Consider the following 23,724-nt stretch of genomic DNA (forward strand, 5'->3'; position numbering starts at 1 on the left):
GAAGTCCTTCACACGGCAGTCGCCCCACTATGGGGGTGGACTGGGCGGTCTACAAGGGGAGAACACAACCGGCGTGGTCGCCTGGCTTGATGGGCGATACGCCAGGGCCCACGATCCCTGGGCTCCGGCGTACAGCATAGGTCAGATGTCGCGGTGCTATTTACAGCTGGGCGAAGGTGCCTTGTCCCTTGGCGACCAGCTTGTCGCCCTGGTGGATGTCAGCTTCCACCACCAGCGAACGGCGCCCGGCGTGCAGGACCTTGGCCACACAGCGCACCTCGCCCTCGGCGACCGCGCGGATGTAGTTGATCTTGCACTCCAGGGTGACGCTCTGCCGTTCGAAGCCATGGGCGCTGGAGCAGGCCAGGCCCATGGCGACATCCATCAGCGAGAACAGCGCGCCGCCGTGCATCATGTTGCCGCGGTTGCGCAGGTGGTCGCCCATCTTCAGGCTCACCTCGGCCACGCCGTCACCGATGCTGATCGGCTCCAGGCCGACCATGTCGCTGAAGGCGCTGATCAGCGTCTCGCGGCTGGGCATCTCGCTCACTCAGGCTTTCCTCACTTCTTCTTCAGTTGCTTGGCGTTGGCGAACAGCGAGGCCATGGCGTTGTTCGCCGGGGCCTTCTCCTGCTGGCGCGGGGCGCCACGATCGGGACGCTGGCCGCCCTGCGGACGACCGCCGCCGCGCGGGCCTTCGACCTTCTCGCCGGGGGTGTCGCTCATGCGCATGGACAGGCCGACGCGGTTGCGCGGGATGTCCACTTCCATGACCTTCACCTTGACGATGTCACCGGCCTTGACCACTTCGTACGGGTCCTTGACGAACTTCTCCGACAGCGCGGAGATGTGCACCAGGCCGTCCTGGTGGACGCCGATGTCGACGAAGGCGCCGAAGTTGGTGACGTTGGTCACCACGCCTTCGAGCACCATGCCGGGCTTGAGGTCCTTCAGGCTCTCGACGCCTTCCTGGAACTCGGCGGTCTTGAACTCCGGGCGTGGGTCGCGGCCGGGTTTGTCCAGTTCCTTGAGGATGTCGGTGACGGTGGGCAGGCCGAACTGCTCGTCGGTGAACTTCTTCGGGTCCAGGCGCTTCAAGAAGGACGAGTCGCCGATCAGCGAGCGCACGTCGCGGCCGGTATCGGCGGCGATGCGCTGCACCAGCGGGTAGGTTTCCGGGTGCACCGCGGAGGCGTCCAGCGGGTTGTCGCCGTTCATCACGCGGAGGAAGCCGGCGGCCTGCTCGAAGGTCTTGTCGCCCAGGCGGCTGACCTTGCGCAGATCGTCACGGGTCTTGAAGGCGCCGTTGGCGTCGCGGTGCGCGACGATGTTCTGCGCCAGGGTGCTGTTCAGGCCGGAGATGCGCGCCAGCAGGGCGGCGGAGGCGGTGTTCACGTCCACGCCCACGGCGTTCACGCAGTCTTCCACCACGGCGTCCAGGCTGCGCGCCAGCTGCAGCTGGGAGACGTCGTGCTGGTACTGGCCGACGCCGATGGATTTCGGCTCGATCTTCACCAGTTCGGCCAGCGGGTCCTGCAGGCGGCGGGCGATGGAGACGGCGCCGCGCAGGGACACGTCGAGGTCCGGGAATTCCTTGGCGGCCAGCTCGGACGCCGAGTACACCGAGGCGCCGGCCTCGCTGACCATGATCTTGGTGCACTTGAGCGCCGGGTACTTCTTGATCAGCTCGGCGGCCAGCTTGTCGGTCTCGCGGCTGGCGGTGCCGTTGCCGATGGCGATCAGTTCCACCTGGTGCTTGGCGCACAGCGCGGCGAGCACGGCGATGGTCTGGTCCCACTGGTTCTTCGGCGCGTGGGGGTAGACGGTGGCAGTGTCCAGCAGCTTACCGGTGGCATCGACCACGGCGACCTTCACGCCGGTGCGCAGGCCCGGGTCCAGGCCCAGGGTGGCGCGTGGGCCGGCCGGGGCGGCCAGCAGCAGGTCGTGCAGGTTGCGCGCGAAGACGTTGATCGCCTCGGCGTCCGCGCCGTCGCGCAACTCGCCCAGCAGGTCGGTTTCCAGGTGGGTGTAGAGCTTGACCTTCCAGGTCCAGCGCACTACTTCGGACAGCCACTTGTCGGCGGCGCGGCCCTGGTTGGCGATGCCGAAGCGCTCGCCGATCATGGTCTCGCACGGGTGGGCGGTGCCCGGTAGCTCTTCGCCGACCTTGAGGGCGACGCTCAGCACGCCTTCGTTGCGGCCGCGGAAGATCGCCAGGGCGCGGTGCGACGGGGCGTTCTTCAGCGGTTCGTCGTGCTCGAAGTAGTCGCTGAACTTGGCGCCTTCGGTTTCCTTGCCCGGTACCATGCGCGCGGTGAGGGTGGCGTTTTCCTTGAGGAAGCCGCGCAGGCGGTCCAGCAGGGTGGCGTCCTCGGCGAAGCGCTCCATGAGGATGTACTTGGCGCCTTCGAGCACGGCGCGGGTGTCGGCGAAGCCTTTCTCGGCATCGACGAAGCGCGCGGCTTCGGTTTCCGGGGTCAGGGTCGGGTCGGCGAACAGCGCGTCGGCCAGCTCGCCCAGGCCGGCTTCCAGGGCGATCTGGCCCTTGGTGCGGCGCTTCTGCTTATAAGGCAGGTAGAGGTCTTCGAGGCGGGTCTTGGTGTCGGCGAGGTTGATCTCGCGGGCCAGTTCCGGGGTCAGCTTGCCCTGCTCCTCGATGCTGGCGAGGATCGCGCCACGGCGGTCGTCCAGCTCGCGCAGGTAGCGCAGGCGCTCTTCGAGCATGCGCAGCTGGGTGTCATCCAGGCTGCCGGTGACTTCTTTCCGGTAACGGGCGATGAAGGGGACGGTGGAGCCTTCATCGAGCAAGGCGACGGCAGCGGCGACTTGCTGCGGTTGAACGCGGCCGGAGGGCAGTGCGGAAAGCTCTTCGGCGATACGGGTGTTGATGCTGTCCATGAATCCACCTGACAAAACAATCGAATTACGGGACGTCAGGACCGGAGTTCCGGCCTCACGACAGGCTCTGTGACAACGCCCCGCCGCAAAAGCGCCGCATTATACCCACGTCAATTTCACCGGGTGGGCGACTGGTCGGGGAAAAATCTGCTAACAATGGACAAGCCGTGATGCGCGGCGGCTGGGCGATAATGCCCGCCGAATCAGATTCTGGGAGTCTCCATGAGTAACGCTGCCACCCTGCCGGAAGGCGAAAAGATCCTCGTGGTCGATGACGACGCGCGCCTGCGCCGTCTGCTCGAACGCTTCCTCGACGAGCAGGGTTACCGCGTCCGCGCCGTCGAGAACACCGAGCAGATGGACCGCCTGCTGGCCCGCGAGCTGTTCCAGCTGGTGGTGCTGGACCTGATGATGCCCGGCGAGGATGGCCTCTCCGCGTGCAAGCGCCTGCGCGAGTCGAACAACCAGATCCCGATCATCATGCTCACCGCCAAGGGCGACGAGTCCAGCCGCATCCAGGGCCTGGAGCAGGGCGCCGACGACTACCTGGCCAAGCCCTTCAACCCGCGCGAGCTGCTGGCGCGGATCAAGGCCGTGCTGCGCCGCCAGGCGCCGCTGGTGCCGGGCGCTCCGGCGGGCGAGGACGAGATCGTCACCTTCGGCGACTACGAATTGCACCTGGCTACCCGCGAGCTGAAGAAGGGCGAGGAAGTGCACATGCTCACCACCGGTGAGTTCGCCGTGCTCAAGGCCCTGGTACAGCACGCCCGCGAGCCGCTGACCCGCGACAAGCTGATGAACCTTGCCCGTGGCCGCGAGTGGGATGCCCTGGAGCGCTCCATCGACGTGCAGATTTCCCGTCTGCGCCGGCTGATCGAGCCCGACCCGTCCAAGCCGCGCTATATCCAGACCGTCTGGGGCGTGGGCTATGTATTCGTGCCGGACGGCGCCGCCCGCAAGTGATGTTTCTTTTGTAGGAGCGAGGGGGACGCCCTCGTTCTTGCTCGCGAACAATGCTTCGTACCTATGCGGGTTCGTGAGCAAGCTCGCTCCTACTGCAGCCGTTCCCTGGTAATCCGTTCTTGAAAACACCCCTCTGGTTTCCGCAAAGCTTCTTCGCCCGCACCCTCTGGCTGGTGCTCATCGTCGTGCTGTTTTCCAAGGCGCTGACCCTGGTCTACCTGCTGATGAACGAAGACATGCTGGTCGACCGCCAGTACAGCCACGGCGCGGCGCTGACCGTGCGCGCCTATTGGGCGGCGGACGAGAAGTCGCGCGAGGCCATCGCCCAGTCCGCCGGGCTGAAGTGGGCGCCCCACGAGCAGGGGCAGCCGGAGGAGGTGCACTGGCCGTACACCGAGATCTTCCAGCGGCAGATGCGCATGGAACTGGGCATCGACACCGAGACCCGCCTGCGCATCCATCACCCGTCGATGCTCTGGGTGCGTGCGCCGAGCCTGGGTGACGGCTGGATCGGCGTACCGCTCTACCCGCACCCGCTGCGCGGTCAGCAGATCTGGAGCGTGCTCGGCTGGTTCCTCGGCATCGGCCTGCTGTCCACGGCGGCGGCATGGATATTCGTGCGCCTGCTCAGCCAGCCGCTCAAGCGCCTGGTGTTCGCTTCCCGCGAATTCGGCAAGGGGCGCAGCGTGCGCCTGCCATTGGGGCCGGAAACGCCCAGCGAGATGGCCGAGGTGTACCGCGCGTTCAACCAGATGGCCGACGACGTCGAGCAGGCCGGGCGCGAGCGCGAGCTGATGCTCGCCGGCGTGTCCCACGACCTGCGCACGCCGCTGACGCGCCTGCGCCTGTCCCTGGAGCTGATGCCCGAGAGCGACCGCGAGATGGTCGAGGACATGGTCCGCGACATCGAGGACATGGACGCCATCCTCGACCAGTTCCTCGCCTTCATCCGCGACGGTCGCGACGAGCCGGTGGAGGAGGGTGACCTGGCCGACCTGATTCGCGAGGTGGCCGATGCCTTCAACCAGAACGGCAACCGCGTGCGCCTGTGCCTGGATACCTTGCCGTTGTTCCGCTTCCGTCGGGTATCGATCAAGCGCCTGCTGGGCAACCTGATCGAGAACGGTCTGAACCACGGTGGCGGCAAGGTCGAAGTGGCGGCTCACGTGGCCGGTGGCGGCAACGCGCCCTATGTGGTGCTCAGCGTGCTCGACCGTGGCGCCGGCGTAGACCCGCAGGAGCTGGACACCATCTTCAATCCCTTCATCCGTGGCGACAAGGCGCGCGGCGGGAAGGGCACTGGCCTGGGACTGGCCATCGTCAAACGCATCGCCGAGCAGCACGGCGGCAGCATCGAGCTGCGCAACCGCGAGGGCGGCGGTGTGGAAGCGCGGGTCTGCCTGCCGCTGGGATTGCTGCTGCCGCGCAACGCCCACTAAGAGTCTGTCCACGATCTGCTGTGCGTCGGCATAACTGCGTTGAGGCCAGCTGGGAAATGCTCATTGACTGCAGTCAACTGAGGCTTTCTCAGCTGTCCCCGCCTTGTTCTGCTCTATCTCGCGAGATCGTGAACAGGCTTTACTCCCAGCGCAGGGATTTGCCTTCCAGCACCGCCCGGCGTCCGTAGGGCCAGGCGCGATTGTGCGCGCCGTGGCCGCTGGCCAGGCCGTGGTAGAGCGGCACGCCCAGCGCGGCGACGTACTCGCTGATGATCTCTTCCAGGCTGTGCGCCACACCCTTGCGCGGGCAGTCGGTGAAACCTCCCAGGCACACCGCGCCCAGGCGCGCTCCGCCGAGGCTGTTGAGCAGTTGCCAGAGGCTGCGCTCGAGGCGGTAGTAGGGCTCGCCGACGTCTTCGAGGATCAGGATCGCTCCATCCGGCACGTACAGCGCGCCGTCGGTGCCGGCCATGCAGGCCAGCGCGGTGAGGTTGCCGCCGATCAGTTCGCCCTCCACCGAGTGCTTCGGCCCGGCCAGGTGCTGCAGCGCCAGCTTGCCCGGATCTCCCGCCAGCACATGGCTGACCGAGGCCAGCGAGGCCAGGCGCTCGCGCTGCTCGCTGGGCGCGCTGAGCGGCTGCAGCCCGAGAGCGGTGGCCACCGGCCCGTGGATCGCCGGCAGGCCGTGGCGGTGAAAGGCGCTGAGCAGGATGGAGATGTCAGAGAAGCCGATCAGCGGGCGCGGCGAGGCGGCTTGCAGGCGCTTCCAGTCCAGTTGCGGGATCAGTTGTCCGCAGCCGTAGCCGCCGCGCAGGCACCAGACGGCGCTGATGTCGTCCCGCTCGAAGGCGGCGTGGAAGTCTTCCAGGCGCTGTTGCGGCGTGCCGGCCAGGTAGCGGTAGCGCGCATCGGCGTGTTCGCCCAGGTGGTAATCCACTCCCAGCACTTCCAGCTGGCGCAACGTGGCTTCCAGCACCTCGTCGGCGATGGCCGAGGCTGGCGCGACCAGGGCGACGCGGCCTTCGATGGGTGTCCACTTGAGTTCGGCGTTGGAGCGGGAAGACGGCATGGGTACATCCAGTATTGGCGGGGAGTGCCTGTAGGAGCGAGCTTGCTCGCGAAGAGTTCAGCGTGGCAACGAAAGCAGAAGGCTCACACCCGTAGGGCGAATAAAGCGGAACGCTTTATCCGCCGTATGGCGCGGAAGGTGGGCGGTTCGCGAGCAAGCTCGCTCCTACGAAGAGCGCAGCGTGCTCACCCTTTACCCTTGGTTCTGGCCAGATGCGGCCCGCCATTCTTCTCCAGGTACTCGATGATGACCCCGGCGATGTCCTTGCCGGTGGTGGTCTCGATGCCCTCCAGGCCAGGCGAGGAATTCACTTCCATCACCAGCGGGCCATGGTGGGAGCGCAGGATGTCCACGCCGGCGACCTTCAGGCCCATGATCCGCGCGGCGCGGATGGCGGTCATGCGCTCTTCCGGGGTGATCTTGATCAGGCTGGCGCTGCCGCCGCGGTGCAGGTTGGAGCGGAACTCGCCGGGCGCGGCCTGACGCTTCATCGAGGCGATCACCTTGTCACCGACCACGAAGCAGCGGATGTCGGCGCCGCCGGCTTCCTTGATGTACTCCTGCACCATGATGTTGTGCTTGAGCCCCATGAAGGCCTCCAGCACGGACTCGGCGGCCTTCTCCGTCTCGCAGAGCACCACGCCGATGCCCTGGGTGCCTTCCAGCAGCTTGATCACCAGCGGTGCGCCGCCGACCATCTCGATCAGGTCCGGCACGTCATCGGGCGAATGCGCGAAGCCGGTGATCGGCAGGCCGATGCCCTTGCGCGAGAGCAGCTGCAGCGAGCGCAGCTTGTCGCGGGAGCGGGCGATGGCCACCGACTCGTTGAGCGGGAACACGCCCATCATTTCGAACTGCCGCAGCACCGCGCAGCCGTAGAAGGTCACCGAGGCGCCGATGCGCGGGATCACCGCGTCGAAGCCTTCGAGCGGCTGGCCGCGGTAGTGGATCTGCGGCTTGTGGCTGGCGATGTTCATGTAGGCGCGGAGGGTGTCGATCACCACCATCTCATGGCCGCGTTGCTGCCCGGCCTCCACCAGTCGTCGGGTGGAATACAGGCGCGGGTTGCGCGACAGCACAGCAATTTTCATTGATCACCTGAAGGGGTGGAGGAAACCATGATGAGGGGTTTTTCCTGGACGTAGGTCAGGCCCGGATTGACCACCAGTTGCCCGTGGACCAAAGCCTTGGAGCCTAGCAGCACGCGGTAGCGCATGGTCTTGCGGCAGGCCAGGGTGAATTCCACCGGCCAGGCGCGGTCGCCCAGGGCCAGCAGGGTGCGGATCACGTAGCGGGTCTGGGCCTGGCCGTTGGAGCTCTTGATGGTCTTCATCGTCACCACTGGCGCTTCGCAGCGGTGACGGCGCTGCACCTGGGTGCCGAGGTGGGCGACGAAGCGGACCCAGTTCTGCCCGTCGCGCTTGAACGGCACGATGTCGCTGGCATGCAGGGTGGAGGTGCTGGCGCCGGTGTCGATCTTCGCGCGCAGGCCGACCATGCCCAGTTCGGGCAGGGCGATCCATTCGCGCAAACCGATTACCGACAGCTGGTCGAATGTCTTCAAGGCAGGCGTCCCCGGCGTTTGCCGGCATTCTAGTCAGGCCGGTTGTGCCCCGCCAGCGGGGCGCGCGGTACACTCTCAGACCCGCATGACGAGGTTATGAAGTGAGCGAGAAAGACGACGACAAGGTCCGCCTGGACAAGTGGCTGTGGGCGGCGCGCTTCTACAAGACCCGCTCCCTGGCCAAGGAGGCCATCGAGGGCGGCAAGGTGCATTGCCGAGGCGAGCGCTGCAAGCCGGGCAAGGAGCCGAAGATCGGCGAGGAATATGTGATCCGCACCGGCTTCGATGAGCGCACGGTGGTGGTGAAGGCGCTATCCATGGTGCGCCGTGGCGCGCCGGAGGCCCAGCTGCTGTATGAGGAGACCGCCGATAGCGCCAAGCGCCGCGAGGACGCGGCCGCAATGCGCAAGGCCGGCGCGCTGGGCCTGCAGACCGACGGGCGGCCGACCAAGAAGCAGCGCCGCCAGTTGTTCAGTTTCCGCGACCAGGAGTGACCCAGTGGCGAGGGCGGAACGCGCCTCGCCCTGATCGACAGGCCGCTCAGGCCGCGACGACGCTCAGGCGATTGAGCAGCGGGATCTTCGTCAGCAGGTTGAACAGCGGCTCGGTCCAGCGCACCAGTGCGGCGCTGACCTTGGCGGCAAGCGGGGTGAAGCAGCTCCAGGCCAGGGCCACCAGCGCCATCTGTACGCCGCCGATGTAGTCGTCCTGGCCCCAGTGCGCGCCGGCCACCAGGCGCGGCAGCATGAACAGCAGCGCCAGGCCCCAGATCACCACCCATTGCAGGGCGGTGCGGGCGAACAGGGTGAGGAACAGCGCCCAGATCAGCAGCACCGAGGCGTGGTCGCCGGGGAAGCTGCGGGCGGACTCATCCTTGATCTCGAAGGCGGTGTCTTCCCAGCCCGGGAAGTATTGCTCCAGCCTCACGGCATCCGGCAGGACGGTAGAGATGCTCGCGTGCTGCCAGCCGAAGTGGTGGGCGATCTTTGCGTAGAGGATGCGCACTGCCACCAGTACCACGGCGGCACAGAGGAAGCCGAAGGTGGCGGCACGGGCCTGGGTGGCCTTGAAGATCCAGTCGCCACGGATCAGCAGGAGCAACAGGGTCACGCCGACCAGCAGGTCGAACGGGCGGGTGCTGGCCACGGCCCAGGTGAGGCGCCAGGCGTTGTTGGTCGCCAATGGTTCGTTCAGCAGGCTGAACAGGCTGACGTCGAACAGGTTCATCGCGGCCCGGGTGGGCTCCCACAACCACAGCAGGAGCAGCGCGAGCGCGAACAGGTGACAGGCGATAAAGGGCTTCCAGGACCAGGTGGCTTGGAACGGATTGGCTTTATCCATAAAATCGGTACCCCCTTACGGAACCACCCGAGTGCGGGTGGGTGCTGCAAAGCGCGCTTTATAGGCCTTTGCCGTCATCTTGTCATTTATTTGTGCCTCTCCCAGCGTTGTGCCCAGCATGTCTCAGATCGATCAAAGTCAGCGTTTCCTGTTCGACAACACCGATGTTCGCGGTGAACTGGTGGAGCTCGATCGCAGCTACGCCGAAGTGCTGGCCAAGCACCCCTACCCGCAGCCGGTCGCCCAGCTGCTGGGGGAGATGCTGGCCGCCGCTGCGCTGCTGTGCGGCACCCTCAAGTTCGACGGCCTGCTGGTGCTGCAGGCGCGCTCCAACGGCGCGGTGCCGCTGCTGATGGTGGAGTGTTCCAGCGACCGCGAAGTGCGTGGCCTGGCCCGCTACGACGCGGACGCCATCGGCGATGCCGCGGGGCTGGCCGACCTGATGCCCCACGGCGTGCTGACCCTTACCGTCGATCCGAAGAACGGCAAGCGCTACCAGGGCATCGTACCGCTGGAAGGCGTGACCCTGGCCGACTGCCTGTCGACCTACTTCGCCACCTCCGAGCAGCTGCCGACCCGCTTCTGGCTCAACGCCGACAGCCGCCGTGCCCGTGGCCTGCTGCTGCAGCAGCTGCCGGCCGACCGTCAGCGCGACGCGGAGTCGCGGGAAGCCAGCTGGCAGCACGTCACCACCCTGGCCGACACCCTCACCGCCGAGGAGCTGCTGGGCCTGGACAACGCCACCGTGCTGCACCGCCTGTACCACGAGGACGATGTGCGCCTGTTCGACCCGCAACCGCTGGTGTTCCGCTGCAGCTGCTCGCGGGAACGCTCGGCCAACGCGCTGGTCAGTCTTGGGCAGGAAGACGCCGAGCGTCTGCTGGCCGAGGAGGATGGCGAGATCGTTATCGACTGCCAGTTCTGCAATCAGCGTTATCGCTTCGACGGGTCGGACGTTGCCCAGCTGTTCTCGGGCGGCGGGAGTCAGACACCGTCAGAAACCCGCCACTGACCGCATCTATCCGTCCGATAGCCGCACCAATGGCGCTCTTGCCAGATCAGAGGCTGCACGAGAACAGTTCTTTTCTGGCATAATCCCGCGACTTTTTTCCGCGGTAGTGGGAAATAGAAGTCACTACGCAATGTTTGGAGGACTCGGCTTCGGCCGACGGGGACCCACATGACGCAAGCCAATAAAGCCGTTTACACCGACATCAGCGTTGCCCAACTGGTCGAGGAAGCCATTCGCCGCGGCGAAGGCGAACTCGCCGACAACGGCTCGCTGGTGGTGAAGACCGGCCACCGCACCGGCCGCTCGCCTGCCGACCGTTTCATCGTCGAAGAGCCGGGCAGCAAGGATTCCATCGCTTGGGGCGCCATCAACCGTCCGTTCCCTGCCGACAAGTTCGATGCCCTGTGGGACCGTGTCCAGGCCTTCAACAACGCCCAGGATCACTTCGTTTCCCACGTCCATGTAGGTTCGGCCCACGAGCACTACCTGGCCGTTAAGATGACCACCGCTACCGCCTGGCAGAACCTGTTCGGCCGCGCGCTGTTCATCGAGCCGGAGCAGTACAACCCGGCCGGCCGCGAAGAGTGGCAGGTCCTCAACGTCGCCAACTTCGAGTGCGTGCCCGAGCGTGACGGCACCAACTCCGACGGCTGCGTGATCCTCAACTTCGCCCAGAAGAAAGTGCTGATCGCCGGCATGCGCTACGCCGGTGAAATGAAGAAGGCCATGTTCGGCGTGCAGAACTACCTGCTGCCGGAAAAAGACGTACTGCCGATGCACTGCGCCGCCAACATCGGCGAAGCCGGCGACGTCACCCTGTTCTTCGGCCTGTCGGGCACCGGCAAGACCACCCTGTCCGCCGACGAAAGCCGCTACCTGATCGGTGACGACGAGCACGGCTGGGGCGAAGGCGTTGTCTTCAACATCGAAGGCGGTTGCTATGCCAAGTGCATCGACCTGTCCGAGAAGAACGAGCCGGTGATCTGGAAAGCCATCAAGTTCGGTTCCGTGCTGGAAAACGTCGTCCTCGACGACAACCGCACCCCGGACTACGCCGATGACAGCCTGACCCAGAACAGCCGCGCGGCCTACCCGCTGGAGCATGTCGAGAAGCGTTCCGAGAAGAACCTCGGCGGCGAACCCAACGCCGTGATCTTCCTGACCTGCGACCTGACCGGCGTTCTGCCGCCCGTGTCGATCCTGAACAACGAGCAGGCGGCCTACCACTTCCTGTCCGGCTACACCGCGCTGGTCGGTTCCACCGAAATGGGTTCGGGCGGCGGCATCAAGTCGACCTTCTCCACCTGCTTCGGCGCGCCGTTCTTCCCGCGTCCGGCCGGCGTCTACGCCGAGCTGCTGATCAAGCGCATCAAGGCCTTCGGCTCCAAGGTCTACCTGGTCAACACCGGCTGGACCGGCGGTGGCTACGGCGTTGGCAAGCGCTTCAACATCCCGACCACCCGTGGCGTGATCGCCGCCATCCAGAGCGGCGCTCTGATCGGCGCCGAGACCGAGCACCTGGACATCATCAACCTGGACGTGCCCAAGGCCGTTCCGGGCGTCGAGACCGTCCTGCTCAACCCGCGCAACACCTGGGCAGACAAGGCCGCCTACGACGAAGCCGCCAAGGGCCTGGCCAGCAAGTTCATCGAGAACTTCAAGAAGTTCGACGTGAGCGACGCCATCAAAAACGCCGGCCCGCAGCTGTAAGCGAGCCCGTTCTGGAAAGAGCCGCCTTCGGGCGGCTTTTTCATTGGCGCCTGGGAACGGTCCTACGCCATTGGGCTCTTCGTAGGAGCGAGCTGGCTCGCGAACAGCCCAGCTCCGGTTCGCGAGCAAGCTCGCTCCTACAATGACGCTTCCTAGGCTGGGTGGACGCCCATGAAAGGAGTTACCCACATGCACGACACCCTCGAACGCGTCTTCGGTTTCCGCCAGTTCCGCCCCGGCCAGGAGGCGGCGGTCAGCGCCGTGCTGGCCGGGCGCTCGGCGGCGGCGATCTTCCCCACCGGCTCGGGCAAGTCGCTGTGCTACCAGCTGCCGGCGCTGCTGCTGCCACACCTGACCCTGGTGGTCTCGCCGCTGCTGGCGCTGATGCAGGACCAGTTGGCCTTCCTCGCCCGCCACGGCATCGCCGCCGCCAGCATCGACTCGGCGCAGAGCCGCGAACAGACCGCGCAGACCATGGCCCGCGCACGCAGCGGTGAGCTGAAGGTGCTGATGATCTCGGTGGAGCGCCTGAAGAACGAGCGCTTCCGCAATTTCATCAGCGAGGTGCCGATTTCCTTGCTGGTGGTGGACGAGGCGCACTGCATCTCCGAATGGGGCCACAACTTCCGCCCGGATTACCTGAAGCTGCCGGACTACCAGAAGCAGTTCCGCATTCCCCAGGTGCTGCTGCTCACCGCCACCGCGACGCCGGCGGTGATCGCCGACATGCGCGCCAAGTTCGCCATCGCCGAGACCGACGTGGTCACCACCGGCTTCTACCGCGCCAACCTCGACCTGCAGGTGGAACCGGTGGCCAGCGCCGCCCGCCGGGCGCGCCTGGTGGAGTGGCTGGGCGAGCGCGCCGGGCAGCCGGCCATCGTCTACGTCACCCAGCAGAAGACCGCCGAGGAAGTCGCCGCGCACCTGGCCGAGCGCGGCATGCCCGCCTGCGCCTATCACGCCGGGATGGAGCATCCCGAGCGCGAAGGCATCCAACGGCGCTTCATGGACGGCCAGCTGAACTGCATCGTCGCCACCATCGCCTTCGGCATGGGCATCGACAAGAGCGACATCCGCCAGGTGGTGCACTACGACCTGCCCAAATCGCTGGAGAACTACAGCCAGGAAATCGGCCGCGCCGGGCGCGACGGCCAGCGTTCGGAATGCCTGGTGCTGGCCAATCGCGACAGCCTCAACGTGCTGGAGAACTTCGTCTACGGCGACACGCCCGAGCGCGAAGGCATCCGCAATGTGCTGGAGGAAATCCGCCAGGCGCCGAATGGCCAGTGGGAAACCATGCTGGTGCCGCTGTCGGACCAGTCCAACATCCGCCAGCTGCCGCTCAAGACGCTGCTGGTGCAGCTGGAGCTGCGCGGCATCATCGCGCCGCGTTTCGCCTATTTCGCCGAATATCGCTACAAACTGCTCATCGATTCCGCAGCGCTGCTCGGGCATTTCGAGGGCGAGCGGCGGCAGTTCGTCGAAGCCATCCTCAACACCTCGGCCCGCGCGCGGACCTGGGCAACCCTGGATTTCGACACCCTCTACAGCCGCCACGGCGCCGAGCGCGCGCGGGTGGTGAAGGCGCTGGACTACTTCCAGGAGCGCGGCTGGGTCGAGCTGGAAAGCAAACAGATGACCGAGGTCTATGCGGTGCGCGACGCTGCCTTCGATGTGGATAAGTTGAGCGACGAACTGCACCGCTATTTCAAGCGCCACGAGGACAGCGAGATCGCCCGCATCGGCGCCATGCTCGAACTGCTGGGCAGCGCGGATTGCCTGAGCTGGCGCCTGGCGCAGTATTTCGGCGACCAGCAGGCGCCGCGCCATTGTGGCCACTGTTCGGTGTGCGCCGGCCGCGTCGCCTGCCTGCCGGAGCCGCCCGCGCTGCCGCCGCTGCAGGGCCAGTCGCTGCACAACCGCTGCGCCGCGTTCCTGGAAAAGTACCGCAGCGCCCGAGGTGCCGAGCCCAGCGCCGACTGCATCACGCGCTTCCTCTGCGGCATCAGCGTGCCGGCCTTCACCCGCCTGCGGGCGCGCACGTTGCCGGGCTACGCAACGTTGGAGGACTACCCCTACGCCCAGGTACGCGACTGGGTACAGGCGCAGCTGTAACAGCGCACGTGCCACGCACGACTAAAGGTCGGCGTGGCGCCGCCGGGCTCCCTTGTAGGGTGTGGCGAGGCATTCCCGCCTAGACTCACCAAGGCGTTGCAGCAAGGAGCCCCTCGCATGTCAGTCGAGCATCTGGATGTACTGATCATCGGCGCTGGCCTGTCCGGCATCGGCGCCGCTTGCCACCTGCAGAAGCAGTGCCCCGGCAAATCCTACGCCATCCTCGAGGGCCGCGAGGCCATGGGCGGCACCTGGGACCTGTTCCGCTACCCCGGCATCCGCTCCGACTCGGACATGTACACCCTGGGCTACAACTTCAAGCCCTGGACCGATCCGAAGGCCATCGCTGATGGCCCGTCGATCCTCAACTACATCCGCGAGACCGCCCGCGAGTACCGCGTCGCGGACAAGGTCCGCTACCGCCACCGCGTGCTCAAGGCCGACTGGGACAGCGCCGGTGCGCGTTGGAACCTTACCGTGCAGCGTGGCGACGAAGCGGAACCGGTGCGCATGAGCGCGCAGTTCCTCTTCATGTGCACCGGCTACTACCGCTACGACGCCGGCTACACCCCGGACTTCGCCGGGCGCGAGAGCTTCGGCGGGCAGGTCATCCACCCGCAGCTTTGGCCGGAAAACTTCGACTACAGCGGCAAGCGCATCGTGGTGATCGGCAGCGGCGCCACCGCCGTCACGCTGATTCCCTCGCTGACCGACAAGGCCGCCCACGTCACCATGCTGCAGCGCTCGCCGTCCTACGTGATCACGCTGCCGGCGAAGGACCCGATCTCCAACTTCCTGCGCAACTTCCTGCCGGAGAAGTGGGTGTACCGCCAGGCACGGGCGCGCAACGTGACCATGCAGATGATCTTCTTCATGGCCTCCAAGGCGTTCCCCGGCGCGGTGCGCAAGCTGATGCTCAAGCTGGCCAACCTGCAGTTGGGCAAGAATTTCGACATGCGCCACTTCAGCCCGCGCTACAAGCCGTGGGACGAGCGGGTGTGCTGCGTGCCGGACGGCGACCTGTTCAAGGCGCTGCGCCAGGGCCGCGCCTCGGTGGTCACCGACCACATCGAGCGCTTCACCGAGAAAGGCATCCTGCTCAAGTCCGGGCAGGTGCTGGAGGCGGACGTCATCGTCACCGCCACCGGGCTGGACCTGGTGATGTTCGGCGGCGCCGAACTGGCCATCGACGGCAAGCCCTTCGACGTCACCCAGAGCATGGGCTATCGCGGCATCATGCTGCGCGACCTGCCCAATCTTGCTGCCATCGTCGGCTATACCAACGCCAGCTGGACGCTCAAGGCGGACCTTTCCAGCGAGTACTTCTGCCGCCTGATCAACCACCTCGACGCCATCGGCATGCGCCAGTGCACGCCGCGCCAGACCGACGGCTCGGTCAAGGAAGAACCCTTCCTCAACCTCAACTCCGGCTACATCCAGCGCGCCGCCGACCGCATGCCCAAGCAGGGCGACCGCACGCCGTGGAAGCTCTACCAGAACTACGCGCTGGACCTTGCGCTGCTGCGCTTCGGCAAGGTCGAGGACGGCTACCTGACCTTCACCTCGCCCAAGCAGCGCCAGGCCACGGCGGCGCCGGTGGAGGCGCTGGAGGGCTGATCCCGCCAGCGGGCCCCGCCTTCACGGCGGGGCTCGCGCCGCTCCATCGATGCCCAATCATCGAAGCATCGGATAGACATTATCGATACGCCGCTCTGCAACGCGGCTCCCGCTCGGCTTACCATGCGCGCCTTTCGCAAACATGCAGGCCAGAGGAGTTCCCATGCATATCGATGACGCCATCCGCAGCCGCCGTTCCATCCGTGGCTTCGACACTTCCTATGTGATGAGCCGCGAGGAGAAGGACGAGCTGCTGCAACTGGCGCTGCTCGCGCCAACCGCCTTCAACCTGCAGCACGTGCGTCTGGTCGAGGTCAGCGACCCGCAATTGCGCGCGCACATCCGCGAAGTGGGCTGGGACCAGGCGCAGATGACCGAGGCCTCGATGCTGGTGGTGGTCTGCGCCCGCACCGACAGTTGGGAAGCCAACGCCAGCCGCGTCTGGGACGGCGCCCCGGCGGAAGTGCAGAGCTTCATGACCGGCGCCATCGACGGCTACTACCGCGACAAGCCGCAGACCCAGCGCGACGAAACCATGCGCAGCTGCGGCCTGGTGGCCCAGACCCTGATGCTCGCCGCCCGTGGCCGTGGCCTGGACAGCGTGCCGATGGACGGCTTCGACTTCGACGCCGTGGGCAAGCTGATCAACCTGCCGGACAACCATGTGATCGGCCTGATGGTCGCCGTGGGCAAGCAGGCGGTGGAAGCCAAGCCGCGCATCGGCCGCCTGCCGGCGGACGAGACGATCATTCGCGATCGCTTCTGATCTCCAGCAAAACGCGCCTCCGGGCGCGTTTCTGTTCCTGCGGAACCGAATTTTTCCTGGGATCTCCGCGCTAGTGCATCCCCCTCACCCCAGCCCTCTCCCTCAGAGAGAGGGGGCAGTCCGAGCCGGCTGACGCCGAGGTTTCATCCTGCACCGACCGGTCCCCTCTCCCGCGTGCGGGAGAGGGGCCTTTGATCTTGCACAGGTCACTCTGGCGCCGCCTCGACAATCCGCTCGATCAGCCACTGCAACGCCGTATCCCGCTCGCGCTGGGCGAGGTACACCAGCTCCAGGTGGAACTGCCCCACGTCGAACGGCAGCTCCAGCACCTGCAACGGCAACAACTCCGCGAAGTAGGCCGCCAGCCGTGTCGGCAGCACCGTCAGCAGATCCGTGGTCGCCACCAGATGTGCCGCCTGCAGGTAGTTCGGCGTGGTGTAGGCGATCTGCCGTTTCAGCCCCTGGCTGGCCAGCCACTGGTCGACCATGCCCCGGGTCTGCCCGCCGGAAACCCACAGGTGTCGCTGCCGGAGAAAGGTCTCCAGGTCGATCGCGCCATCCACCTGCGGATGCCCGCGCCGGGCCAGCAAGCGCAACGTCTCGCTGGCCCAGGGGCGGCGCTGGAAGCGCGCCGGCAGGTCTTCGAAGCGGCCCAGCGCCAGGTCGAGTTGGCCCTTATCCAGTGCTTCCGCCGGCAGGCTAGGCGCCAGGTGCTGCACGACCAACCCCACTCCTGGGGCAGTGGTGCCCACTCTTTGCAGGAGGGGTGGCATGCACAACGCTTCGACATAATCGGTCAGCGCCAGGGTGAAGCGCTGGCGGCTGCGCGCCGGGTCGAAGGTGTCGCCGCCGGCCAGGCTCTGGCCGATGCGCTGCAAGGCGTCGCGGATCGGCGCTTCCAGCTCCAGTGCCCGAGGCGTCGGCTGCATGGCCCGGCCCACGCGCACCAGCAGCGGGTCATCGAGCAGCTCGCGCAGGCGGTTCAGCGCGTTGCTCACCGCCGGCTGGCTCAGCGACAGGCGCTCCGCCGCGCGCGAGACGTTGCGCTCGCGCAGCAGCGCATCCAGCACCCGCAGCAGGTTGAGGTCGAACGTATTCATATTCATTGGCTGAATGCCACTTATCACAACTCAAAATTTCAAAAATAGTAGCGCCTTCCCTAAGGTGAGTGGTCTTCAAACGAGCGTTTCAGGCTGACAAGAGGAACAACATGAGCCAGAACATCCGCATCGCCAGCGCCGCAGTGATCGGCGCCGGCACCATGGGCCGGGGCATTGCCATGTGCCTGGCGAACGCCGGCGTGCAGGTCCTGTGGCTGGACAACAACCCGCAGATGCTCACCCAGGCCCTCGGCGCCGTGGCCGACACCTATGCCCACAACGTGCGCCATGGGCGCATCGACGAGGCCGAAGCTGCCCGTCGCCGTGCGCGCATCTCCCAGGCGGCGAACTACGCGGCGATCCGCGAGGTGGACCTGGTGATCGAGGCGGTGTACGAGAACCTGGAGCTCAAGCAGTCGATCTTCCGCGAGCTGGACGCGGCGCTGAAACCCTCGGCCATCCTGGCTTCCAACACCTCCTACCTGGACGTCGACGCCATCGCCGCCGTGACCTCGCGCCCCTCCCAGGTACTCGGCCTGCACTTTTTCAGCCCGGCGCACATCATGAAGCTGTTGGAGATCGTGCGTGGCGCGAAGACCGCGCCCGCCGTGCTCGAAGCCGCGCTGGAACTGGGCGAGCGCATGGGCAAGGTCAGCGTGGTGGCCGGCAACTGCCATGGCTTCATCGGCAACCGCATGCTGGAGAAGTACGTCCAGGAATCGCGCCGGCTGATCCTCGAAGGCTCGCTGCCGCACCAGGTTGACTCCGCGATCCAGGGCTTCGGTTTCGCCATGGGGCCGTTCCGCATGTTCGACGTGGTCGGCATCGACCTCGAATGGCGCGCCCGCGAGCTGGCCGGCAAGGGTCAGGACGCGCCGACCGTGCAGGTGGACAACCGCCTGTGCGAGATGGGCCGCTTCGGCCAGAAGACCGGCAACGGCTTCTACCACTACGAGCCGGGCAGCCGCCAGGCCGAGCACGACCCTGAGGTGGACGCGCTGGTGGTGCGCGAATCCGAGCGCCTGGGCTACGCGCGCCGCGACATCGGCGCCGAGGAAATCCTCGAGCGCTGCCTGCTGGCGCTGGTCAACGAAGGCGCGAAGATCCTCGACGAAGGCATCGCTTCCACCAGTGCCGACATCGACACTGTTTACCTCAATGGTTATGGCTTCCCGAAGGACAAGTCCGGCCCAATGGCCTGGGCCGATGCACAGGGGCTGCAGAGCGTGCTGGCGCGCCTGCGTGACCTGGCCGGCGCACTTGGCGCGCATTGGCAGCCGGCCGCGCTGATCGAGCGCCTGGCCGCCGCCAATGGTCGCTTTGCCGACGTGAAACAGGAGCCCTTCGCATGAGTTACCAGGCACCCCTGCGCGACATGCGCTTCGTCCTCCACGAGCTGTTCGACGTCAGCGCCCACTGCACGCTGCTGGGCAACGGTCTCGACCGCGAGCTGATCGATGGCGTGCTGGAGGAGGGCGCGCGTTATACCGGCGAAGTGATCGCGCCGCTGAACCGCAACAGCGACGAGCAGGGCGCAACCTTGCTCAATGGCGAAGTCACCACTCCCGACGGCTTCCGCGAGGCCTACCGGCAGTACTGCGACAACGGCTGGGCGAGCATGACCGGCCCGACCGAATTCGGCGGCCAGGGCTTCCCGCAGATGGTCTCCGCCAGTTTCCACGAGATGCTGATGGCCGCCTCGCTGTCCTTCCGCGTCTATTCCGGCCTGACCGAGGGCGCTGTGCTGGCGCTGTACAAGCATGGCGCGCCGGAGCTTCAACGCGATTATCTGGCGAAGATGGTCAGCGGCGTGTGGACCGGCACCATGTGTCTCACCGAGCCCCAGGCCGGCACCGACCTGGCCCTGCTGCGCACCCGAGCCGAACCCCGGGCGGACGGCAGCTACCGTGTCAGCGGCAGCAAGATCTTCATCAGCGGTGGCGAGCAGGACCTGTCCGAGAACATCGTCCATCTTGTGCTGGCGCGCCTGCCGGATGCACCGGTCGGGGTGAAGGGCATCAGCCTGTTCCTCGTGCCCAAGTTCATCGCCAACCCCGACGGGACCCCGGGCGCACGCAACTCACTGAGCTGCGGCGCCATCGAGCACAAGATGGGCATCAAGGGCGCGTCCACCTGCGTGATGAACTTCGACGGCGCCACCGGCTGGCTGATCGGCCAGGCCAACCAGGGGCTGGCGTGCATGTTCACCATGATGAACGACGCGCGCTTCCAGGTCGGCCTGCAGGGCCTGGGCATCGCCGAGCGCTCCTGCCAGGGCGCGCTGGCCTACGCCCGCGAGCGCCTGCAATCCCGCGCGCTGACCGGCGCGGCGGAGCCGTCCAAGGCCGCCGACCCGATCATCGTCCACCCGGACGTGCGGCGCATGCTGCTGACCCAGAAGACCCTCACAGAAGGCTGTCGGATGATCGCCGCGCTCTGCGCCCGCGAGCTGGACCTGGAGCACGGCCATCCCGAGGCCGATGCGCGCAAGGCCGCGAGCAAGCGCGCGGCGCTGCTGATCCCCATCGTGAAGTCCTTCTTCACCGACGTCGGCCAGGAGGTTTCCAGCCTTGGCGTGCAGGTGTATGGCGGCCACGGCTACATCCGCGAGTGGGGTATGGAGCAGCTGATGCGCGACAGCCGCATCACCCAGATCTACGAAGGCACCAACGGCATCCAGGCGCTCGACCTGATCCGCCGCAAGCTGCTGGGCGACGGCGGTGCGGAGCTGAACGCGCTGATCGGCGAGCTGGCGGCGGTCTGCGAAACCGTTGGCGCCCGCGCCGAGCTGGCCGGCTTGGCGGAAACCGTGCGCCAACGCCTGCTGGAATGGCGCAACCTCACCCGCGACGTGATCGCCGCCTGCCAGCGCGACCCGCAGGAAATCGGCGCCACCTCGGTGGACTTCCTGCAGTACTGCTCCTACGGGCTACTCGGCGGCCTGTGGTTACAGGCGGCTGGCGTCGCGCAGGCGAAGCTGGCTGCCGGAGAGGGCGATGCGGACTTCTACCGCGCCAAGCTCGCCAGCGCGGAGTTCTACGTCAAACGCATCCTGCCGCGCGCCAGCATGCACCGCGAAGCCCTGCTGGGCGGCGCGGACTGCCTGATGGCGCTGGACGCGGAGCATTTTGCGTTCTGATTCTCGGGGTAAAGAAAAAGCGCCGCGCCGGGGGACCGGGGCGGCGTTTTTCATTGTGGTGCCGGCGCAGGGGTTTCCCTCACCCCAGCCCTCTCCCAGGGGGAGAGGGGGCCGTACGTGCCGAGATGAGACCTGCGCTCCCTGAAGTTCCGGCTGACACTGGATCATCCATGCGCGCTGGACAGTTCCCTCTCCCTCCGGGAGAGGGCTAGGGTGAGGGGCTCTTGCTCTAACGACTCAAGCCCGCTCCCACACCTCGAACGCATAGGCCGGCGTCTCGCCGTCTGCCTCGTGCTCGATGCTCGACGCCAGGTGCCACTGGCTCTGGTTCACTTCGGGGAAGTGCGCATCGCCTTCCGGGCTCAGCCCCACGCGGGTCAGGTACAAGCGCTCGGCTCGCGCCATCGCTTCGCCGTAAAGCTGCGCGCCACCGATCAGCATCAGCTCCTCGGCTTCCTCTTCCCTGGCCCACTGCGCGGCGCGTTCCAGCGCGGCGTCGAGGCTGGTGAAGACTTCCGCGCCTTCGAGCTCCAGGCCCTCCTGGCGGGTGATCACGATGTTGAGCCGGCCCGGCAGCGGACGGCCCAGCGAATCCCAGGTCTTGCGGCCCATGATCACCGGCTTGCCCAGGGTCATGGCCTTGAAGTGCTTGAGGTCCTGCGGCAGGTGCCAGGGCAGGCGGTTGTCGACGCCGATCACACGGTTGTCGGCAAGGGCGGCGATCATCGCCAGGGGCAGGACTTCGGACATCGTGACTCCAATGGTGAACATCAGCGGGAACTCCCGTTGCCAGAGGATACCAGTCGCACCTCCCCGGTGGGACCGGAGGGTGGAACGCGCATGAAGAAGGTGCCGTCTTCGTTGACCTGGGTGATGCCGGTCGCCAGCACCTTGCGATAGTCCTTGAGGTTGAAGGCCAGCGTCTGCTCCGGCCGTTCGGCCTTGAGCAGCACCTGGGAATAGGTGATGAGGATCTCGAAGATCTTCAGGTCGCCCGACTGCAGCCAGATGTAGGACGGCCCGGCCTGGCGCGGCGGCTCGAAGGCCAGCGAGGCGGCGCCGGGCTTGGGCGCGAACTTCAGGTGCAGGCCCTGGGTGTCCAGCCAGCTGGATTCCACCCGGCCGCCGATGCCCACCAGCGGGAAGACCTGGTGGTAGTTCAGGTGCATCACGTTGTCCTGCAGTACCGCACCGGGGCGTTCCAGGGTCACCAGCGAATCCAGGCGCAGGCCCACCAGGCTCATGGCGCCGTAGCTGGGCACGCCGAGCACCTTCACGCTGTCGGGCTGGTAGTCGAGGTTGTCACCATCGAGCTTCACCGTGCCGGAGAGCCGCAGCGGCAGCCAGGGCCCGAAGCCCAGCGGTTGCACTTCGCCGGCCACCAGCAGCCGGTCGCCTTCGACGCTGAGCTTGAAGTTGCGCAGCATGGTTTCCGGGTAGGCGAGGATGTGCTGGTTGAACAGGTTGTCGAGCTGCTCGGGGCTCAGGATCACCTCGCCCTCGGACACCTCGATGCGCATGTCCTGCGGGCGGTCGAAGTCGATCGGCTCGCCGGCCTTGAGCGGCACCAGCCAGCCCTTGAGCTGCGGGCTGTGGAAGCCGACGCCGCCCTGGAAGTACATGTCCACGTTGTTCAGCAGGATGCCCACGCCGTCCTGGCCGGAGTCGCGCAGGCCGCCGGGGCGGCTGGCCTTGAAGTCCGGCGCCGGCGGCGTCTGCTGGAACCAGCCCTGGCGCAGCACGCCCAGTTCACGCTGCTGTTTGTCGATGGCGCTCTCGGCGGCGGCCTGGCCGGCCAACGTCAGGCAGAGCAGGGAAGCGAGGAGGGTTCTCATAGGGCTTTCTCCTCCGGGGCGGGCGCCTTTACCGGCGCTTTTATGGGAGATACCGCGATATGCACCATGCCGTCCTCGCGCAGGCGGATTTCGCCGTACTGCAGCTGGCGTCGGTAGTCGTAGAGGTTGAACAGCAGCGGCGCGTCGGGGCTCAGGCTGGTGAACAGCGCGTAGGCCTTCACCAGAATGGTCCGCGCCATCTTGATGTCGCCGCCCTCGATGAACATGTAGCTCTGCGGCGCCTTGAGCTGCGGCCATTTCAGCTCGGCCAGCTCGCCGCCCAGCAGCAGGTCCATGCCGCCGTCGGCGAGCTTCAGGCTGCGCACGGTGAAGTCCAGGCGCGGCGGCGGGAACAGGCCGTCGAGGTCGACCAGGATGCGGTTGCCGATCAGCTGCATGTGCGCGGTGTGCAGTTGCAGCACCTCGGACATCTCGATGGAGGCGGCGCTCAGCGATGGCGTTACGTCCACGCCGTCGACGTAGATGCGTTGCGGAACCAGCGCCACCTTCAGTGGCCCGGCCTGCTCGATCCCGGTGACCATCCGCAACGGCCGCCAGCGGCCCTTGCGCAGGAGTTCGCCGTGGACTTCCTGGCCGTCGGCGCGGGTGCTGAGTTTCAGGTTGCGGACCGGCGCGTTGGCGTTGCGCAGCTCCTCGTTGAGCAGGCTGGCGAGGGTAGCGTCGGCGACGAAGATGTCCCCGGCCTGGATGCGCGCGACCATGGATTTCGGGTCGTCCAGCATCAGCGGCGTGCTGCTGCCTGCCACCGGGCTCATCTGGATCAGCATCCGGCGGATGAAGAAGCCGATGTCGTCGTGCAGGCGGAAGTCGGTGTGGCTGATCCACAGTTGCGAGGTGTTGCTGGCGGACTGCCGGGCGCTGACGCTGGCGTCCAGTTGGCGCGGCGGTACGGCCTGCATCAGTGGAGTGTCCGGGCCCCACTCGGAAGGGCGCACCGGGGGCGTTTCCACGGCCGCCGCGCTGGCGGCGGCGAGCAGCAGGGGCAAGGCACTGAGCAGCGAGCGCAGCATGGCGAGGCCTCGTTCTTGTTGTTGTAGGCATTGTTGTAGCGATTGTTGCCTGGGGAGTCTGAGGCCGGCGGGCGGCGCCGGGAGCCCTTCCTTGGTTTGGTTGACGCTCGCCGGTGTTACCGGCG

20 protein-coding genes are annotated in these 23,724 nt (G+C 66.6%); 10 read left to right on the forward strand and 10 right to left on the reverse strand.

Annotated features, from left to right (window positions below; translation table 11 throughout):
- Positions 1-160: 160 nt before the first annotated feature.
- Both ACNFBT_RS17840 and ACNFBT_RS17845 read right to left on the reverse strand, forming a co-directional pair.
- Positions 161-502 (reverse strand): PaaI family thioesterase, encoded by a 342-nt coding sequence (locus ACNFBT_RS17840; RefSeq protein ID WP_416751727.1) that lies wholly within the window; start codon positions 500-502, stop codon positions 161-163.
- Between the two features lie 59 nt (positions 503-561).
- Complete coding sequence (locus ACNFBT_RS17845) at positions 562-2,898, reverse strand: Tex family protein (protein WP_416751544.1); 2,337 nt, start codon at positions 2,896-2,898, stop codon at positions 562-564.
- A gap of 222 nt (positions 2,899-3,120) precedes the next feature.
- On the opposite strand from ACNFBT_RS17845, the gene ompR reads away from it, so the two are divergent.
- Both ompR and ACNFBT_RS17855 read left to right on the forward strand, forming a co-directional pair.
- Complete coding sequence (gene ompR, locus ACNFBT_RS17850; RefSeq protein WP_416751546.1) at positions 3,121-3,861, forward strand: two-component system response regulator OmpR; 741 nt, start codon at positions 3,121-3,123, stop codon at positions 3,859-3,861.
- A gap of 119 nt (positions 3,862-3,980) precedes the next feature.
- Positions 3,981-5,300 (forward strand): ATP-binding protein, encoded by a 1,320-nt coding sequence (locus tag ACNFBT_RS17855; RefSeq protein ID WP_416751548.1) that lies wholly within the window; start codon positions 3,981-3,983, stop codon positions 5,298-5,300.
- A 139-nt stretch (positions 5,301-5,439) separates the two neighbouring features.
- On the opposite strand, the gene ACNFBT_RS17860 is transcribed toward ACNFBT_RS17855, so the two are convergent.
- The 3 genes from ACNFBT_RS17860 to ACNFBT_RS17870 form a co-directional block, all read right to left on the reverse strand.
- Complete coding sequence (locus ACNFBT_RS17860) at positions 5,440-6,369, reverse strand: S66 peptidase family protein (protein WP_416751550.1); 930 nt, start codon at positions 6,367-6,369, stop codon at positions 5,440-5,442.
- Positions 6,370-6,554: 185 nt separating this feature from the next.
- Positions 6,555-7,460, reverse strand: a complete 906-nt coding sequence (gene rimK / locus ACNFBT_RS17865) for a 30S ribosomal protein S6--L-glutamate ligase (protein ID WP_015479406.1) — start codon at positions 7,458-7,460, stop codon at positions 6,555-6,557.
- Positions 7,457-7,900 carry an ATP-dependent zinc protease gene (locus tag ACNFBT_RS17870; protein WP_416751729.1) on the reverse strand — a complete coding sequence of 148 codons (444 nt, stop codon included), beginning with the start codon at positions 7,898-7,900 and terminating at the stop codon, positions 7,457-7,459. Before ACNFBT_RS17870 ends, rimK begins: the two co-directional genes overlap by 4 nt.
- 134 nt (positions 7,901-8,034) lie before the next feature.
- On the opposite strand from ACNFBT_RS17870, the gene ACNFBT_RS17875 reads away from it, so the two are divergent.
- Positions 8,035-8,427 (forward strand): RNA-binding S4 domain-containing protein, encoded by a 393-nt coding sequence (locus ACNFBT_RS17875; RefSeq protein ID WP_275609120.1) that lies wholly within the window; start codon positions 8,035-8,037, stop codon positions 8,425-8,427.
- A 46-nt stretch (positions 8,428-8,473) separates the two neighbouring features.
- Here ACNFBT_RS17875 and ACNFBT_RS17880 read toward each other — a convergent pair whose 3' ends face one another.
- Complete coding sequence (locus ACNFBT_RS17880; protein ID WP_416751552.1) at positions 8,474-9,274, reverse strand: phosphatase PAP2 family protein; 801 nt, start codon at positions 9,272-9,274, stop codon at positions 8,474-8,476.
- A gap of 118 nt (positions 9,275-9,392) precedes the next feature.
- Here ACNFBT_RS17880 and hslO point away from each other — a divergent pair, with 118 nt between their 5' ends.
- The 5 genes from hslO to ACNFBT_RS17905 all read left to right on the forward strand — a co-directional run bounded on the left by hslO (position 9,393) and on the right by ACNFBT_RS17905 (position 16,494).
- Positions 9,393-10,286 (forward strand): Hsp33 family molecular chaperone HslO, encoded by an 894-nt coding sequence (gene hslO / locus ACNFBT_RS17885; protein ID WP_416751554.1) that lies wholly within the window; start codon positions 9,393-9,395, stop codon positions 10,284-10,286.
- 168 nt (positions 10,287-10,454) lie between these two features.
- Positions 10,455-11,996, forward strand: a complete 1,542-nt coding sequence (locus ACNFBT_RS17890; RefSeq protein ID WP_416751556.1) for a phosphoenolpyruvate carboxykinase — start codon at positions 10,455-10,457, stop codon at positions 11,994-11,996.
- Between the two features lie 189 nt (positions 11,997-12,185).
- On the forward strand, positions 12,186-14,111 hold the full coding sequence (locus tag ACNFBT_RS17895; protein WP_416751558.1) for a RecQ family ATP-dependent DNA helicase: 1,926 nt from the start codon (positions 12,186-12,188) through the stop codon (positions 14,109-14,111).
- Positions 14,112-14,228: 117 nt separating this feature from the next.
- The gene (locus ACNFBT_RS17900) at positions 14,229-15,728 is read left to right on the forward strand and encodes a flavin-containing monooxygenase (protein ID WP_416751560.1); all 1,500 of its coding nucleotides are present in this window, start codon (positions 14,229-14,231) and stop codon (positions 15,726-15,728) included.
- Positions 15,729-15,891: 163 nt separating this feature from the next.
- Complete coding sequence (locus tag ACNFBT_RS17905; RefSeq protein WP_416751562.1) at positions 15,892-16,494, forward strand: nitroreductase family protein; 603 nt, start codon at positions 15,892-15,894, stop codon at positions 16,492-16,494.
- Between the two features lie 206 nt (positions 16,495-16,700).
- Here ACNFBT_RS17905 and ACNFBT_RS17910 read toward each other — a convergent pair whose 3' ends face one another.
- A complete protein-coding gene (locus ACNFBT_RS17910) occupies positions 16,701-17,600 on the reverse strand; it encodes a LysR family transcriptional regulator (protein ID WP_416751564.1) in 900 nt (299 codons plus the stop codon).
- A gap of 104 nt (positions 17,601-17,704) precedes the next feature.
- Here ACNFBT_RS17910 and ACNFBT_RS17915 point away from each other — a divergent pair, with 104 nt between their 5' ends.
- Together ACNFBT_RS17915 and ACNFBT_RS17920 are read left to right on the forward strand one after the other, a co-directional pair.
- Positions 17,705-18,946, forward strand: a complete 1,242-nt coding sequence (locus tag ACNFBT_RS17915; protein WP_416751566.1) for a 3-hydroxyacyl-CoA dehydrogenase NAD-binding domain-containing protein — start codon at positions 17,705-17,707, stop codon at positions 18,944-18,946.
- Complete coding sequence (locus ACNFBT_RS17920) at positions 18,943-20,733, forward strand: acyl-CoA dehydrogenase C-terminal domain-containing protein (protein ID WP_416751567.1); 1,791 nt, start codon at positions 18,943-18,945, stop codon at positions 20,731-20,733. Before ACNFBT_RS17915 ends, ACNFBT_RS17920 begins: the two co-directional genes overlap by 4 nt.
- A gap of 237 nt (positions 20,734-20,970) precedes the next feature.
- Here ACNFBT_RS17920 and ACNFBT_RS17925 read toward each other — a convergent pair whose 3' ends face one another.
- From ACNFBT_RS17925 to ACNFBT_RS17935, 3 genes are read right to left on the reverse strand one after another with little or no spacing between them, the layout of a single operon-like run.
- On the reverse strand, positions 20,971-21,483 hold the full coding sequence (locus ACNFBT_RS17925) for a dihydrofolate reductase (RefSeq protein WP_416751731.1): 513 nt from the start codon (positions 21,481-21,483) through the stop codon (positions 20,971-20,973).
- Between the two features lie 20 nt (positions 21,484-21,503).
- Positions 21,504-22,568 carry a hypothetical protein gene (locus tag ACNFBT_RS17930; protein WP_416751569.1) on the reverse strand — a complete coding sequence of 355 codons (1,065 nt, stop codon included), beginning with the start codon at positions 22,566-22,568 and terminating at the stop codon, positions 21,504-21,506.
- On the reverse strand, positions 22,565-23,599 hold the full coding sequence (locus tag ACNFBT_RS17935) for a hypothetical protein (protein WP_416751571.1): 1,035 nt from the start codon (positions 23,597-23,599) through the stop codon (positions 22,565-22,567). The genes ACNFBT_RS17930 and ACNFBT_RS17935 overlap by 4 nt, the downstream gene beginning before the upstream one ends.
- Positions 23,600-23,724 lie beyond the last annotated feature (125 nt).

The sequence above is a fragment of the Pseudomonas sp. NY15181 genome, from assembly GCF_048068055.1.
Lineage (GTDB): Bacteria > Pseudomonadota > Gammaproteobacteria > Pseudomonadales > Pseudomonadaceae > Pseudomonas.

Bases quoted from the DNA above. Each gene is read 5' to 3' on its own strand.
- ACNFBT_RS17905 (WP_416751562.1), top strand. From the start codon at position 15,892: ATGCATATCGATGACGCCATCCGCAGCCGCCGTTCCATCCGTGGCTTC.
- rimK (WP_015479406.1), bottom strand. From the start codon at position 7,460: ATGAAAATTGCTGTGCTGTCGCGCAACCCGCGCCTGTATTCCACCCGA.
- ACNFBT_RS17880 (WP_416751552.1), bottom strand. From the start codon at position 9,274: ATGGATAAAGCCAATCCGTTCCAAGCCACCTGGTCCTGGAAGCCCTTT.
- ACNFBT_RS17840 (WP_416751727.1), bottom strand. From the start codon at position 502: ATGGTCGGCCTGGAGCCGATCAGCATCGGTGACGGCGTGGCCGAGGTG.
- ACNFBT_RS17910 (WP_416751564.1), bottom strand. From the start codon at position 17,600: ATGAATATGAATACGTTCGACCTCAACCTGCTGCGGGTGCTGGATGCG.
- ACNFBT_RS17845 (WP_416751544.1), bottom strand. From the start codon at position 2,898: ATGGACAGCATCAACACCCGTATCGCCGAAGAGCTTTCCGCACTGCCC.
- ompR (WP_416751546.1), top strand. From the start codon at position 3,121: ATGAGTAACGCTGCCACCCTGCCGGAAGGCGAAAAGATCCTCGTGGTC.
- ACNFBT_RS17895 (WP_416751558.1), top strand. From the start codon at position 12,186: ATGCACGACACCCTCGAACGCGTCTTCGGTTTCCGCCAGTTCCGCCCC.
- ACNFBT_RS17935 (WP_416751571.1), bottom strand. From the start codon at position 23,599: ATGCTGCGCTCGCTGCTCAGTGCCTTGCCCCTGCTGCTCGCCGCCGCC.
- ACNFBT_RS17930 (WP_416751569.1), bottom strand. From the start codon at position 22,568: ATGAGAACCCTCCTCGCTTCCCTGCTCTGCCTGACGTTGGCCGGCCAG.
- ACNFBT_RS17900 (WP_416751560.1), top strand. From the start codon at position 14,229: ATGTCAGTCGAGCATCTGGATGTACTGATCATCGGCGCTGGCCTGTCC.
- ACNFBT_RS17890 (WP_416751556.1), top strand. From the start codon at position 10,455: ATGACGCAAGCCAATAAAGCCGTTTACACCGACATCAGCGTTGCCCAA.
- ACNFBT_RS17915 (WP_416751566.1), top strand. From the start codon at position 17,705: ATGAGCCAGAACATCCGCATCGCCAGCGCCGCAGTGATCGGCGCCGGC.
- ACNFBT_RS17925 (WP_416751731.1), bottom strand. From the start codon at position 21,483: ATGTCCGAAGTCCTGCCCCTGGCGATGATCGCCGCCCTTGCCGACAAC.
- ACNFBT_RS17860 (WP_416751550.1), bottom strand. From the start codon at position 6,369: ATGCCGTCTTCCCGCTCCAACGCCGAACTCAAGTGGACACCCATCGAA.
- ACNFBT_RS17920 (WP_416751567.1), top strand. From the start codon at position 18,943: ATGAGTTACCAGGCACCCCTGCGCGACATGCGCTTCGTCCTCCACGAG.
- hslO (WP_416751554.1), top strand. From the start codon at position 9,393: ATGTCTCAGATCGATCAAAGTCAGCGTTTCCTGTTCGACAACACCGAT.